The sequence below is a fragment of the Streptomyces sp. SYP-A7185 genome (genome assembly GCF_046103685.1).
Lineage (GTDB): Bacteria > Actinomycetota > Actinomycetes > Streptomycetales > Streptomycetaceae > Streptomyces.
This window is the reverse complement of sequence record NZ_CP122310.1, coordinates 1,494,256-1,508,723: the sequence shown is the minus strand read 5'-3', so window position 1 is coordinate 1,508,723 and position 14,468 is coordinate 1,494,256. Positions and strand designations below refer to the sequence as shown.

Sequence of the window (14,468 nt, the reverse complement as noted above, 5' to 3'; positions counted from 1 at the left end):
TCGGATGTACGGGTGGTGCGAGGTGATGTGGGGTCAGGGGCGCGGGGCGGGGGCCGCGATCCGAAAGTGCGTGAACAGGGCCGTCCCGGCCCCGTTCCGCCCCGCGGGGGCCGTGGCGAACAGGCCGAGCAGCGCTCCCACCCATCGCCACGGCGTCGCGGCGAAGACCTGGCCCGATGGCCTGAAGCCGTCGCCGGTGTCGGCCAGGAAGCGGCAGCGGGCGCCGTCCGTGACGTCGATCCGCAGCCGCGCGGTGCCGTCGGGGGCGGGCCGCGGGCGCGCGGCGTCCCGCTCGCGCTCGGCGACCGGCTCCGTGAACCGGTGCACGAGGCGGACCGTGCCGTCCTCGCCCCGTTCGAGGCCGATCCAGCTGAAGGCGTCGCCGAGGACGGCGAGCCCTGCCCTGGCGTCGGCCGCGGCGGCGTCGAGCCGCAGGCCGACCTCGACGGTGCACGGCGCGAGCGGCAGCCGCTGGGTGAGCACGTGCGGCAGGCGGCGCAGATCGTGGGCGTCCGCGGAGCGCACGCAGGCCAGCCGCAGCCCGTCGGCCGCGTGCGAAGTCGCCCACCCCTCGCGGGGGTTGGCGGACCACTGCCACTGGCGGCCGTGGCGGCCCCCGGGAAAGTCGTCGTCGGTGGCGGGTGCGGAGGCGGGCTGCGGAGGCAGGCGCGGCTTCTCGTGTACGGAGACGGGGGCGCCGGCGTTCCCGATCACCGGCCAGCCGTCCGCGTCCCAGCGCAGCGGCTGGAGGTGGACGACCCGGCCGTACGCGCCGCGCTGCTGGAAGTGCAGGAACCAGTCATCCCCGGCCGGGGTGCGCACCCAGCTGCCCTGGTGGGGGCCGTTCACGTCGGTGTCGCCCTGCTCCAGGACGACCCGCTCCTCGTAGGGGCCGTGGAAGGTCCGGGAGCGGAAGGCGCCCTGCCAGCCGCTCTCCACGCCACCGGCCGGAGCGAGGATCCAGAACCAGCCGTCGTGGCGGTACAGCTTGGGCCCCTCCAGCGTGAACCAGCCGGGAAGCTCGTCCGCGTCGATCAACACCCGTCCGTCGTCAAGGAGTTCGCGGCCGTCGGGACTCATGCGGTGACCGGTGAGCCGGTTCTTGACACCGGAGCGCGACTTGGCCCAGGCGTGCACGAGATACGCCTCGCCGTGCTCCTCGTCCCACAGCGGACAGGCGTCGATGAGCCCCTTGCCCGCCTTGACCAGGTGCGGTGTGGTCCACGGGCCGCGGATGTCGGGGGAGTTGACCTGGAAGACGCCGTGGTCGGGGTCGCCCCAGAAGATCCAGAACCGGCCCTCGTGTTGCCGGATCGACGGCGCCCACACCCCGCAGTCGTGCCGTGGCGCGGCGAACGACTCCGCGGGCTCCAGACGCTCCAGGGCGTGCCCGATCAGCGTCCAGTTCACCAGGTCGCGGGAGTGCAGCAGCGGCAGCCCCGGGGCGCGCCCGAAGCTGGACGCGGTGAGGTAGAAGTCGTCGCCGACCCGGACCACGTCGGGGTCGGACCAGTCGGCGGCGAGGACGGGATTGCGGTAGGTCCCGTCACCGAGATCACCGAAGGCACCGGGACCGCCGGGTTCACCGAGACCGGCGGCTTCACCGGGTCCGCCCGTGCGGCCGTCGAGGGGTGCGGTCACGCGGTCACCGCCTTGCGGACGAGCGCCGCGGCCTCGGACCGGCTCGGCCGGCCGTCGCAGACGACGGTGACGACCCGGCGTACGACGGTCTGACCGGGGCCGATCGGCAGCCGCCGCTCGGCGGCGAGCGAGGAGCCGACGCCCGGATACTCCGCGGTCCGCACGAACCACGGGTCGCGCCGCGTCTCGGCCGTCGCCCCGGCGAAGACCAGCGTCCACCCCTGCCCCGCGAGGGCCAGCCAGTCCGCCGTGGCGCCGTGCACCGCGGCCTCGCCCTCGGCGTCCGCGGTGAACACCTCGGGGGCCCGTGCCTCTTTGGGGGCACGCCAGAAGAAGCCGCCGTAGGCGGCGCCGGGGCGGCCGTTGGTGGCCGGGCTGCCGATCGAGATCTCGGAGGAGCCCGGGTTGGTGAGGGAGAACGTGAAGTCGAGGGCCCAGGCGGACGCGGAGAGCGGCGTGACGGCGACCGTGCGCCGCTCGCGCAGCAGCTCGTGCTCCTCGTCGAGCCAGCCGATCTCCTCGACGAACCCGTCGGGGTCACGCAGCTTGAACTCCAGGTGGCGCTGTTCGCCGTGGTCGTCGAGCTCGGTCGGCCCCTGGTCGCGTACGTAGGTGCGCCCGCCCCAGAAGTTGCGGCCCTCCGCGTCGGGCACGGCGACGCTCACGCCGTGGTGGTGCGGGTGGTCGGCGGGGCCGTATTCGGTGACGGGGTGGCCGCCCAAGGTGCGGACGGGGTGCAGATAGGGGCGGGGCGCGAGCCGGGGGCCCGCGGTGGGGTGGATGACGTAGCGGCCCACGGGGCGGCCCGAGCAGCGCAGCATGAGCGCGGTGTCGGTCGCGGTTCTGTTCATGGCGTTCTCACCTCGGTGGGGTCTCGGCGGTACGGGAGTGAGAAGGGGCGAACCGGGAGTCCGGCAGGGCCCAGAACGTGCCGAGCTCCGCATAGCCGCACAGTGTGTCGGCGCTCGCCGCCACCAGGCCGTCGATGCCGTGCACGATCCGGCGCCGTACGCCTTCGTGGGCGCCGGGCACGGAACGCCAGGCCTCCACGGGCAGGGGCAGCGGATCGGGTGCGCGGCGAACCGCTTCGACGACCCGCATGAAGGCGCCCGTCGCAGCCGGTGGGGCAAGGAGTTCGGCGTCGCCCGTGAGATGGGCGACCAGGTTCTCCAGGAGGTCGGTCCGCGTGTGCACGACCTCCTGGGGCCCGTGCCCGGAGCGCTGCACGAGCATCCGGTCCTGCTTGTACCAGAACGTGATGCGGCCCCGGGAGCCGTGGACGACGACGTACGGCTCGGCGGGGCGCTCGGCGCACAGCGTCGCGGCGACGGCGACGCGGCCCCCGCGCCCGGTGGTGATCCCGACGAACGAGGTGTCGTCGGACTCGATGGCGTTGGCGCGGAACAGCTCGGTGTCCACTCGCGCGATGTCCTCGGCCCGGGTGGATCCGTCCACCGCCAGGGCGGTGGAGACGGCGTGGGCCAGGGGGTTGGTCAGGACGCCGTCCACGACGTCCACGCCGTCCAGGCGGCGCCTGCCCGCCCAGGGCGCGCGGCTGTAGTACGTCTCGTCGCGGGTCCAGGCGCCCGCCGCGCCGACGCCCACCGGCTCCCCGACGGCGCCCGCGGCGACCAGGGCGCGGACGGCGGGCAGGGCGTGCGAGCCGAGCGACTGGAACCCGATCTGGCAGGCCACTCGCGCGGCGGCCACCGCGTCGGTGATGCGGCGGAACTCCGCGTACGAGGGGGCGGGCGGCTTCTCCAGGAGCAGGTGCACGCCTCGTGCCGCGGCGGCCACGGCCAGGTCGGCGTGGGTGGGGATGGGCGTGCAGATGACGGCGACGGCGGCTCCGGTGGCGTCGAGCAGCCCGGCGAAGTCCGCGGACTGCGCGGGTTCGCCGCGCCCGGCGGACACGACTGGTCCGCCTGGATCGCCTGGCTCACCCGGACTGCCCGGCGCGCCGGGATCGCCCGGCCCGTCGATCCCGGCGAGTTCGGCGCCGGTCAGCGGGGTCAGCTCGCAGATCCCCACGAGGCGGACGAGACCGGCTTGTTCGAGGCGGCGGATGTTGCGCAGATGCCATCTGCCGTGGCCGCGCGCGCCCGCCAGGACCAGCGGCAGCGGGGTGCGGGGCGCCGTGGGCGCCGGGGCGGCGCTCATCCCTTCACCGCCCCGGCGCTGAAGCCCGTGACCAGCCACTTCTGGATGAAGGCGAAGACGATCACGACGGGCAGCGCGGCGATGACGCCGCCGGCCGCGAGCGCGCCCAGGTCGACGCTGTCGGCGCCCATCAGGGTGGCCAGACCGACGGGGATCGTCTGCTTGTCCTGGTTGGAGAGGAACATCAGGGCGAACAGGAAGTGGTTCCAGCTGTGCACGAAGGCGAAGGAGCCGACGGCGATCAGACCGGGCCGCAGCAGGGGCAGCACGACGGCGCAGAAGGCGCGGAAGCGTCCGCAGCCGTCGACCCAGGCGGCCTCTTCCAGGGAGTAGGGCACGTTCCTGATGAACCCGCTGATCAGGATCATCGAGAGCGGCAGCTGGAAGACGGCCTCGGCGATGATGACGCTGCCGAGCGAATTGATCATCTGGAGATTGGCGAAGATCTGGAAGAGCGGCACCAGCATCAGCGCGCCCGGGATGAACTGCGAGCACAGCAGCGCCAGCATGAAGCCGCGCTTGATCTTGAAGTCGAAGCGGGCCAGGGCGTAGCCGCCGGCGAGGGCGACGACCGTGGTCATCAGCATCGACAGGACGCCGACGATGAGGCTGTTCTGGAAGAACAGGCCGAAGCTCCGCTCGGTCCACACCTTGTCGAAGTGCTCGAACGTGATCGGCCAGGGCAGCAGCGAGGTCGAGCCCGCCGGGCGGATCGCGAAGAGCAGCATCCAGTAGAAGGGGATGAGGGTGAACAGGAGATAGAGGCCGAGCGGGAGGTAGATCTGCCAGCGGGGGGCTTCGTCCCAGGGGCGGCGCTTCGGGGTGCGCGGGCCGCCCGCGCGGGGCGTGGCGGGTGCGGTGGTGTCCGCCATGGCGGCTTCCCTGTCCAGGTGCTGCGTGGTGGTCACTTGTCCTGACCTCCGAACTTGCTCAGCCGCAGATAGACCATCGAGCAGAAGAGGAGGATCACGAACGCGATGGAGGTCAGCGCGGAGGCGTAGCCGAAGTCGTGCGAGTCGACGGCGATGGACGCGATGCGCAGGGGCAGGGTCGTCGTCTCGCCCGCGGGTCCGCCGCCGGTGAGGGTGTAGAGCAGGTCGACGTTGTTGAACTCCCAGACCGCTCGCAGGAGCGTGGAGAGGATGATCGCGTCCTTCAGGTGCGGCAGCGTGATGTGGAAGAACTGCCGGAAGCGGCTGGCGCCGTCCACCTCCGCCGCCTCGTACAGGTCCTTCGAGACGGACTGGAGGTCGGCGAGGATGAGGATCGCGAAGAAGGGCACCCCGCGCCAGAGTTCGGCGACGACGACGGCGGGGAAGACGGTGCTGGTGTCGGAGAGCCAGGACGTCCCGTACGAGCCGATGCCCAGGTCGGCGAGGTAACGGGTGATGCCCGTCTGGGAGTTGAAGATCAGCAGCCAGATCGTCGACGTGAGGACGCCGGACACGGCCCACGGCGAGAAGACCAGCGCACGGGCCATCGCGCGGCCGATGAAGGTCTGGTTGACGATCAGCGCGAGGCCGAGGCCGAGGAGCAGCTGGAGGACGACTTCGACGGCCACCCACTGGAGGCTGAAGCCGAGCGTCTGCCAGAACTGGGGGTCCTCGGTGAACGCCTTGGTGAAGTTGTCGAACCCCGCGAAGCCGTCGCGCCAGGGCTTGGTGGGGTTGTGGTGGCGCAGGCTGTAGTAGAAGACGCTGATGACCGGGTAGGCGATGAAGCCCAGCATCAGGAGCCCGGCCGGCGCGATCAGCAGATACGGGAGGCGGCGCGGGGCCGCGCCCGTTCGGCGCCGGGGCGCACCCGGCGTCCGGCGCCGGGGCGGTGGCTGCGGTGGCGCTTTCGCCACAGCTGAGGCCATGTCTGCTTCTCCGTTCTGAGGGGCGGCACACGGTCGGCGAGATGAAGCGCTTCGCAGACGTTGTTCGAGATCTCGTACACACAGAGAGCGGCCCGAAGGGGCGGGCTCAGCCCGCGTACGGGTCGGGGTTCGTGCCCTCGCGGGCCAGGAACGCGAAGTCGCAGCCGGTGTCGGCCTGGGTGATCTGCTCGTCGTAGAGCGCGCCGTAGCCGCGCCCGTAGCGTGCGGGCGGCGGCGTCCACGCCGCCCTGCGCCGCTCCAGCTCCTCGTCGGACACGCCCAGATGGAGCGAGCGCGCCGCCACGTCCAGGGTGATCGGGTCGCCCGTGCGCACGAGGGCGAGCGGCCCGCCCACGAACGACTCGGGAGCGATGTGCAGCACGCACGCGCCGTACGACGTGCCGCTCATCCGGGCGTCGGAGAGGCGCACCATGTCGCGCACCCCCTGCTTGAGCAGGTGGTCGGGGATCGGGAGCATGCCGTACTCGGGCATGCCGGGGCCGCCCCTGGGTCCCGAGCCGCGCAGCACCAGGACGTGGTCGGCGGTGATGCCGAGCGCCGGGTCGTTGATGGTGCGCTGCATCTGCCGGTAGTCGTCGAAGACGACCGCCGGGCCCGTGTGGCGCAGCAGATGCGGCTCGGCGGCGATGTGCTTGATGACGGCGCCGTCCGGGCAGAGGTTGCCGCGCAGCACCGCCACTCCGCCCTCGTCGGCCAGGGGCTTCGTGCGCGGGCGGATGACGTCGGGGTTGTGCACGGTGGCGCCCGCGAGCTGTTCGCGCAGGGTGGTGTGGGCGACGGTGGGCCGCTCCAGATGGAGGACGTCGGTCAACTGGGCCAGGAACGCGGGGAGTCCGCCCGCGAAGTGGAAGTCCTCCATGAGGTACTGCCCGCCGGGACGCAGGTTGGCGAGCACCGGCACGGTCCGCGCGATCCGGTCGAAGTCGTCGAGCGTGAGCCGTACGCCGCTGCGGCCCGCCATCGCGATCAGATGGATCACGGCGTTGGTGGAGCCGCCGAGCGCGAGGACGGTGGCGACCGCGTCCTCGTACGCGTCCGCGGTGAGCAGCCGCGACAGCCGCAGATCCTGGTGGACCAGTTCGACCACGCGCATGCCGGACGCGGCGGCCATCCGGTCGTGCCCGGAGTCCACGGCGGGGATGGACGAGGCGCCGGGCAGGGTCACGCCGAGCGCCTCGGCGGCGGCGGTCAGCGTGGAGGCCGTGCCCATGGTCATGCAGTGGCCGGGGGAGCGGGCCAGGCCGTTCTCCAGCTCGGCGAGCTCGCAGTCGCCGATGAGTCCGGCGCGCTTGTCGTCCCAGTACTTCCACATGTCGGTGCCGGAGCCGAGCACCTCGTTGCGCCAGTGTCCCGGGAGCATCGGCCCGGCGGGCACGAAGACGGCCGGCAGGTCGGCGCTCGCGGCGCCCATGAGCAGGGCGGGCGTCGTCTTGTCGCAGCCTCCGAGCAGCACCGCGCCGTCCACGGGGTACGAGCGCAGGAGCTCCTCGGTCTCCATGGCGAGGAGGTTGCGGTAGAGCATCGGCGTCGGCTTCTGGAACGTCTCGGAGAGCGTGGAGACGGGGAATTCGAGGGGGAAGCCGCCGGCCTGCCACACCCCGCGCTTGACCGCCTGGGCGCGGTCGCGCAGGTGGACGTGGCAGGGGTTGATGTCGGACCAGGTGTTCAGGACCGCGATGACGGGCTTGCCCAGATGCTCCTCGGGCAGATAGCCGAGCTGCCGGGTGCGGGCCCGGTGGCTGAAGGACCGCAGCCCGTCCGTGCCGTACCACTGGTGGCTGCGCAGTTCCTCGGGTCTCATGTCGCCCACGCCTTCACCAGCGCCGCTATCTCCTCGCGCCGCTCGACGGGAAGGACGCGGCTCGGCGGGCGCACCTCGCGGCGGCACAGGCCGAGGGCGGCGAGTGCCTCCTTGACGACGGTGACGTTGTCCGCGGACTGGTCGGCGGCCCGCAGCTCCTCGAAGCGGCGGATCCGCTCCCAGACGTCCATGGCCGCCGGATAGTCGCCCGCCCGCAGCGCTTCGAGCATGCCGAGCGACACCTCGGGCGCGACATTGACCAGACCCGAGGTGAAGCCGGTGGCGCCCACCGCCCAGTACGCGGGGGCGTACAGCTCGGCGAGCCCCGCCACCCACACGAACCGCCGAAGGCCCGCGTCCCGCGCGAACGCGGCGAAGGCGGCGGCATCCGGCGCCGCGTACTTCGCGCCGATCACGTTGGGGCACAACGCGCCGAGATCCGCCACGCGTTGACCCAGGAGGAGGGGGTTGCGGATGTACGGGACGACGCCGAGCTCGGGCACGGCGTCGGCGACGGCCCGGTGGTAGTCGACCCAGCCGTCCTGGGACACGTACGGATGCACCGGCTGGTGGACCATCACCATGTGCGCGCCGGTCTCCCGCGCGTGCCGGGCCCCGGCGATCGCGGTCGGCAGGTCATGGCCGACCCCGACGAGCACGACGGCGCCGCTGCGGCCGGCCTCCTCCATGGTCAGTTCCGTGACCAGGCGCCGCTCCTCGGGGGCCAGTGCGTAGAACTCGCCGGTGTTGCCGTTCGGCGTGAGGGTGCGCACGCCGCCGTCGGTGAGGCGTCTGATCAGGGCGCGGTAGGTGTCCGGCGCCACGGAGCCGTCCTCGGCGAACGGTGTCACCGGGATGGCGACCACGTCGGCGAGCGCCGAACGCAGCTCCTCGAAGCGTGCGGTGATGCCCGGGCCGGTCATGAAAGCTCCCCCTCCGGGAACGCCCGCCGCACGAACGAGGCGATGTGGTCGTGGAGTCCGCTCGCCGCGGCGTCGGCTTCCCCCGCGAGCGCGAGCCGCAGGATCTCCCGGTGCTCGGCGGCCTCCCGCTCCCAGGAGGGCAGCGTCGCCCAGGCGACCGCGGAGACCAGGGCCGCCTGGTCGCGCACGTCGTCGAGCATCCGGGACAGCAGCGGGTTGCCGCACGGCACGTAGAGCGCGCGGTGGAACTCCCGGTTGGCCAGGGAGCGTTCGGCCGCGTCCGCCGCGGCGTCCGCCCGCTCCAGGGCGTCGCGCGCCTCCTCCAGGCGGGCGCCGCTGCGGACGGTGCGCCGCAGGGCCTCCGGTTCGAGCAGGAGGCGTACGTCGTAGACCTCTTGGGCCATGGCCGCGTCGACCATGCGCACGGTGGCGCCCTTGTACTGGCTCATGACGACGAGCCCGGTCCCCGCGAGTGTCTTCAGCGCTTCCCGTACGGGGGTCTTGGAGACCGCGAACTGGGCGGCCAGCTCGGTCTCGACGAGGGGCTGACCGGGCGCCAACTGCCCGGTCAGGATGCGGTGCTTGATCGCCTCGAGCACGTACTGCGTGCGCGAGGGGATGGGGTGGGGCGCAAAGTTCATCGTTGCTCTCAGTCGTCGTGCAGCCGTGGTACAGCGATCGCGTATCGCGTCTCATATATGACGTATGAAGTACGACGCGATGAAGCTAAGGCCCCGGCCGACGCGCGTCAACGCTTCGCGCAGGAAAAGCCGTACGAGATAAAGGGAGTGCGGGATACGGGAGTTGGCGCCCGTTCCTTCGAGGTGCGGACATGGCGACGGGGCACGGCCCTGTCCGGCCGTGCCCCGTCGTCGTGTCCGCTCAGCGTGCCGAGAAGCCGTGCACCGTGCTCGACCGGTAGGTCTCCCCGGGCCGCAGCACCGTCGAGGGGAACGCCGGCCGGTTGGGGGAGTCGGGGAAGTGCTGGGTCTCCAGGCAGAGGCCGTCGCTCTGCCGGTAGGTGCGTCCCGCAGGGCCGGTGAGCGTGCCGTCCAGGAAGTTCCCGGAGTAGAACTGCACGCCCGGCTCGGTGGTGGCGATCTTCAGGGTGCGCCCCGACGCCGGGTCCCGCAGCGTCGCGAAGTGCTCGGGCTGCCGCGTGATGCCCTTGTCCAGGACCCAGTTGTGGTCGAAGCCCTTGGCGGTCACCAACTGCTCGTGGGAGTCCCGGATGTCCCGGCCGACCGCCTTGGCCCGCCGGAAGTCGAAGGGGGTGCCCGCCACCTTCGCCAGCTGGCCCGTCGGGATCAGCCCGGCGTCCGTGGGCGTGAACCGGGCCGCGTCCAGGGCCAGTTCATGGCCGAGTATGTCGCCACTGCCCTCACCCGCGAGGTTGTAGTAGGTGTGGTTGGTCAGGTTCACCACGGTGGCCTTGTCCGTGGTCGCCGCGTAGTCGATGCGCCAGTCACCGCGCGCGGTGAGGGTGTAGGTGACCTTCACGCGCAGGGTTCCGGGGTAGCCCATCTCGCCGTCGACGCTCACGTACCGCAGGACCAGGCCCACGCCCGCGGCGCCGGCGAACGGCTCCACGTCCCACACCCGCTTGTCGAAGCCCTTGGCCCCGCCGTGCAGGCTGTTCTCGCCGTCGTTCACGGACAGCTGGTGGGTCGTGCCGTCCAGCGTGAAGCGGCCCTTGGCGATGCGGTTGCCGTAGCGGCCGATCAGCGCGCCGAAGAACGTGGTCCCGGTGACGTACGCGTCGAGGGAGTCGTAGCCGAGGGAGACGTTGGTGTACCTCCCGTGCCGGTCGGGGAGTTCCAGGGACTGCACGATGCCGCCGTACGACAGGACCTTCATGCGGGTGCCGCCGTTGGCGAGGGACCAGCGGTACACCTTGGTGCCGTCGGCCAGCCGTCCGAAGAGCTCCTTGGTGGGCGTGCGGCCCGCCGAGGCGTGGGAGGTGCCCGCCGCGGCGGCGGTGAGTCCGGCTGCGGCGGCCGAGGCCAGGACGGTACGTCTGCTCGTTTCCATGTGCGGCTCCTCATTCTCGGCCCGTCCGCGGGTGCGGACGGGCCCGCAGGGCGATCTGCGGTGCGATGAATCACGGGGCGAGGCGGGGACGGGGACGGTCAGCCGGGGCTCAGCGCCCCACTTTGCGCTTGTTCCAGACGTCGAAGCCGACCGCGGCAAGCAGCACCAGGCCCTTGATGACCTGCTGGTAGTCGGTGCCGATGTTCACCAGGGACATGCCGTTGTTGAGGACGCCGAGCACCAGGCCGCCGATCACGGCGCCCATCACGGTGCCGACGCCGCCGCTCATCGAGGCGCCGCCGATGAACGAGGCCGCGATCGCCTCCAGTTCGAAGTTCAGGCCCGCCTGCGGGGTGCCCGCGTTCAGGCGTGCGGCGTACACACAGCCCGCGAGCGCGGCGAGCACGCCCATGTTGACGAAGATCAGGAAGGTGACGCGCTTGTCCTTGACGCCGGACAGCTTCGCCGCCGCCTTGTTGCCGCCGAGGGCGTAGATGTGGCGTCCGACGACCGCGTTGCGCATCACGTAGCCGAGGGCGATCAGCAGGCCGCACATGATGAGCAGCACCACCGGCACACCGTGGAAGCTCGCGAGCGTCAGCGTGAAGGCGACGACGGCGGCGGTGATCGCCACCAGCTTGGCCGCCCACAGGCCCGTCGGCATCACGTCGAGGTCGTAGGCGAGCTGCTGCTTGCGGCTGCGCCACTCGCGGAAGATCAGGAAGGCGACCGTCACGAGGCCGAGCACCAAGGTCGGGTTGTGGTACTGCGTGTAGGGACCCATCTCGGGGATGAACCCCTTGGCGATGTTCTGGAAGCCCTCGGGGAACGGCGAGAGCGACTGGCCCTCCAGGACGATCTGCGTGAGACCGCGGAAGAGCAGCATGCCGGCCAGCGTCACGATGAACGACGGGATGCCGACGTAGGCGATGAAGAAGCCCTGCCACGCCCCGGCGACCGCGCCGATGAGGAGCGAGAGGACGAGGGCGAGCACCCAGGGCATGTCGTGTTTGACCATCATCACCGCCGACATGGCGCCGACGAAGGCGACCAGTGAGCCGACGGACAGGTCGATGTGCCCGGCGATGATGACGATCATCATGCCGATGGCCAGGATGAGGATGTAGCCGTTCTGCTGGATCAGGTTGGACACGTTGTTCGGCAGCAGGAGCGTGCCGTCGGTCCAGATCTGGAACAGGATGACGATGAAGGCCAGGGCGACGAGCATGCCGTACTGGCGCATGTTCGAGCGCACGCTCTGCAGCAGCAGAGCACCCGTGGATTCCTTGGCGGGCGGCGTGGACGAGGTGTCGCGTGGCGGCGTGGTCGTGGTGGTCATGGCGGATGCCTCAGCTTCTGTTCTTGGTCATGTGGCGCATCAGGAGTTCCTGGGTGGCGTCCGCGCGGTCGACCTCACCGGTCAGCCGGCCCTCGGCCATCGTGTAGATCCGGTCGCACATCCCGAGCAGCTCGGGCAGTTCGGAGGAGATGAAGAGCACGGCCTTGCCCGAGGCCGCCAGCTTGTCGATGACGGTGTAGATCTCGTACTTGGCGCCGACGTCGATGCCGCGCGTCGGTTCGTCGAGGATCAGGACCTCGGGGTCGGAGTGGATCCACTTGCTCAGGACGACCTTCTGCTGATTGCCGCCGGAGAGCCGCCCCACCTGCTCGAAGACGGTGGGGGCCTTGATGTTCATCGACTTGCGGTAGCGCTCGGAGACGGACCGCTCGTGGTGCTCGTCGACGAAGCCGTCCTTGCGCCGCATGCCCGAGAGGGAGGCCAGCGAGATGTTGCGGTTGATGTTGTCGATGAGGTTGAGGCCGTACTGCTTGCGGTCCTCGGTGACGTACGCGATCCCCGCGTCGACCGCCGCGGGCACGGTCCTGGTCACGACCTCGCGCCCCCCGACGGCCACCGTGCCGGCGACGTACTGACCGTAGGAGCGCCCGAAGACGGACATCGCCAGTTCCGTGCGGCCCGCGCCCATCAGACCCGCGATGCCGACGATCTCGCCGCGCCGCACGGTCAGCGACACGTCGTCGACGACCTTGCGCTGGTGGTCGACCGGATGCCGTACCGTCCAGCTCCGCACGGACAGGGCGACGTCTCCCGCGTCCTTACCCTCGTAGGGCGTGCGGTCGGGGAAGCGGTGGTCGAGGTCGCGGCCGACCATGCCGCGGATGATGCGGTCCTCGGCCACCTGCGGCGCCGACGCCGGGGTCTCGCGGACCGTCAGGGTCTCGATGGTCCGTCCGTCGCGCAGGATCGTCACCGCGTCGGTGATGGCCCGGATCTCGTTCAGCTTGTGCGAGATGATGATGCAGGCGATGCCCTGCTCGCGCAGCTCCAGGATGAGGTCGAGGAGCTTGGCGCTGTCCTCGTCGTTCAGGGCGGCCGTCGGCTCGTCCAGGATCAGCAGCTTCACCTCCTTGGACAGGGCCTTGGCGATCTCCACCAGCTGTTGCTTGCCCACGCCGATGTCGGCGACCGGCGTCTGCGGCTTCTCGCTCAGGCCGACCCGCTTGAGCAGGGCGCTCGCCCGGCGCAGGGTGTCGTTCCAGTCGATGAAGCCCCGGGTGCTCTGTTCGTTGCCCAGGAAGATGTTCTCGGCGATGGACAGGTAGGGGACGAGCGCCAGCTCCTGATGGATGATCACGATGCCGTGCTTCTCGCTGGCGCGGATGTCCTTGAAGGCCATCCGCTCGCCCTCGAAGTGGATCTCGCCCTCGTAACTGCCGTGCTCGTGCACGCCGCTGAGGACCTTCATCAGCGTCGACTTGCCCGCGCCGTTCTCGCCGCAGATCGCGTGGATCTCCCCGGCGCCCACGGTCAGGTTCACTTCGGAGAGCGCCTTGACGCCGGGGAACGTCTTGGTGATGTCGCGCATCTCCAGCACGGGCGCGGTCACGAGAGCTGCCCTGCCTTGAAGTAGCCCTCGTCGACGAGGAGCTGGGTGTTGGACTTGTCGATGCTGACCGGATCGAGGAGGAAGGCCGGCACGGTCTTCTTGCCGTTGTTGTAGTCCTCGGTGTTGTTGACCTTCGGCTTCCTGTCGTTCAACACCGCGTCGCCCATGGACACCGTCTGCGCGGCCAGCTTGCGGGTGTCCTTGAACACCGTCTGCGTCTGCTCGCCGCGGATGATGGACTTCACCGACGCCAGCTCCGCGTCCTGCCCGGTGATCACCGGCAGCGGCTGGCTCTTGGAGCCGTATCCCGCGCTCTTGAGCGCGGAGATGATGCCGATCGAGATGCCGTCGTAGGGGGACAGGACCGCGTCGACCTTCGCGGAGCCGTAGTTCTTGCTGATCAGGTCGTCCATGCGCTTCTGCGCGGTGCCGCCGTCCCAGCGCAGCGTGGTGGCCTGGTTCATCCTGGTCTGCTTACTGCGGACGGTGAGCTGGCCGCTCTTGAAGTACGGTTCCAGGACCTTCATGGCGCCGTTCCAGAAGTACTTGGTGTTGTTGTCGTCCGGCGAACCCGCGAACAGCTCGATGTTCTTCGGGTCGTCGCCCTTCTCCGGCTTGCCCAGCTTCAGTTTCTTGACGATGTACTGGGCTTCCAGGCGGCCCACGCGCTCGTTGTCGAACGAGGCGTAGTAGTCGACGTGTTCGGTCCCGAGGATCAGGCGGTCGTAGGAGATCACGTGGATGCCCGCGTCGTGCGCGCGCTGGAGGACCTCGGTGAGCGCGGAGCCGTCGATGGCGGCGACCACGAGGAGGCTGCGCCCCTTGGTGATCATGTTCTCCAGCTGGGCGATCTGGTTCTCGACCTTGTCGTCGCCGTACTGGAGGTCGGTCTTGTACCCCGCCTTCTGGAACTGCTTGGCCATGTTGTTGCCGTCGGCTATCCAGCGCTCGGAGGCCTTGGTGGGCATCGCCAGGCCGATGGTGCTGCCCTTGCCCTCCTCCGGCTGGTACCGGCTGCCGCCCACGGCCTCCTGGCCGCACGCGGTCAGCGAGCCGAGCAGGACGGCGGTGGCCACCGCCGCGGTGAGGCGTACTTTTCTGGCTGTGCGGGTGCTCATGGG

12 protein-coding genes are annotated in these 14,468 nt (G+C 70.6%); all 12 read right to left on the bottom strand.

What is annotated here, in order from left to right; genetic code table 11:
- Window positions 1-33 precede the first annotated feature (33 nt).
- The 12 genes from QBL25_RS06420 to chvE all read right to left on the bottom strand — a co-directional run bounded on the left by QBL25_RS06420 (window position 34) and on the right by chvE (window position 14,465).
- The gene (locus QBL25_RS06420; protein ID WP_409056015.1) at window positions 34-1,641 is read right to left on the bottom strand and encodes a family 43 glycosylhydrolase; all 1,608 of its coding nucleotides are present in this window, start codon (window positions 1,639-1,641) and stop codon (window positions 34-36) included.
- Window positions 1,638-2,492, bottom strand: coding sequence for a PmoA family protein (locus QBL25_RS06415; protein ID WP_409056014.1), 855 nt, complete (start codon window positions 2,490-2,492; stop codon window positions 1,638-1,640). The genes QBL25_RS06420 and QBL25_RS06415 overlap by 4 nt, the downstream gene beginning before the upstream one ends.
- A 7-nt stretch (window positions 2,493-2,499) precedes the next feature.
- Window positions 2,500-3,801, bottom strand: a complete 1,302-nt coding sequence (locus QBL25_RS06410) for a Gfo/Idh/MocA family protein (RefSeq protein WP_409056013.1) — start codon at window positions 3,799-3,801, stop codon at window positions 2,500-2,502.
- Entirely contained in the window at window positions 3,798-4,673 is an 876-nt protein-coding gene (locus tag QBL25_RS06405) for a carbohydrate ABC transporter permease (RefSeq protein WP_409062568.1), read from the bottom strand. Before QBL25_RS06405 ends, QBL25_RS06410 begins: the two co-directional genes overlap by 4 nt.
- A gap of 32 nt (window positions 4,674-4,705) precedes the next feature.
- Entirely contained in the window at window positions 4,706-5,662 is a 957-nt protein-coding gene (locus tag QBL25_RS06400) for a carbohydrate ABC transporter permease (RefSeq protein WP_409056012.1), read from the bottom strand.
- Window positions 5,663-5,768: 106 nt separating this feature from the next.
- On the bottom strand, window positions 5,769-7,484 hold the full coding sequence (araD, locus tag QBL25_RS06395) for an L-arabinonate dehydratase (RefSeq protein WP_409056011.1): 1,716 nt from the start codon (window positions 7,482-7,484) through the stop codon (window positions 5,769-5,771).
- On the bottom strand, window positions 7,481-8,392 hold the full coding sequence (locus QBL25_RS06390) for a dihydrodipicolinate synthase family protein (RefSeq protein ID WP_409062567.1): 912 nt from the start codon (window positions 8,390-8,392) through the stop codon (window positions 7,481-7,483). The genes araD and QBL25_RS06390 overlap by 4 nt, the downstream gene beginning before the upstream one ends.
- A gap of 11 nt (window positions 8,393-8,403) precedes the next feature.
- Entirely contained in the window at window positions 8,404-9,048 is a 645-nt protein-coding gene (locus QBL25_RS06385) for a GntR family transcriptional regulator (protein ID WP_409056010.1), read from the bottom strand.
- A gap of 241 nt (window positions 9,049-9,289) precedes the next feature.
- Window positions 9,290-10,438, bottom strand: coding sequence for an aldose epimerase family protein (locus QBL25_RS06380; RefSeq protein ID WP_409056009.1), 1,149 nt, complete (start codon window positions 10,436-10,438; stop codon window positions 9,290-9,292).
- Window positions 10,439-10,547: 109 nt separating this feature from the next.
- A complete protein-coding gene (gene mmsB / locus QBL25_RS06375; protein ID WP_409056008.1) occupies window positions 10,548-11,777 on the bottom strand; it encodes a multiple monosaccharide ABC transporter permease in 1,230 nt (409 codons plus the stop codon).
- Between the two features lie 10 nt (window positions 11,778-11,787).
- Entirely contained in the window at window positions 11,788-13,326 is a 1,539-nt protein-coding gene (gene mmsA, locus QBL25_RS06370) for a multiple monosaccharide ABC transporter ATP-binding protein (protein WP_409062566.1), read from the bottom strand.
- A gap of 17 nt (window positions 13,327-13,343) precedes the next feature.
- A complete protein-coding gene (gene chvE / locus QBL25_RS06365) occupies window positions 13,344-14,465 on the bottom strand; it encodes a multiple monosaccharide ABC transporter substrate-binding protein (protein WP_409056007.1) in 1,122 nt (373 codons plus the stop codon).
- Between the last annotated feature and the right edge of the window lie 3 nt (window positions 14,466-14,468).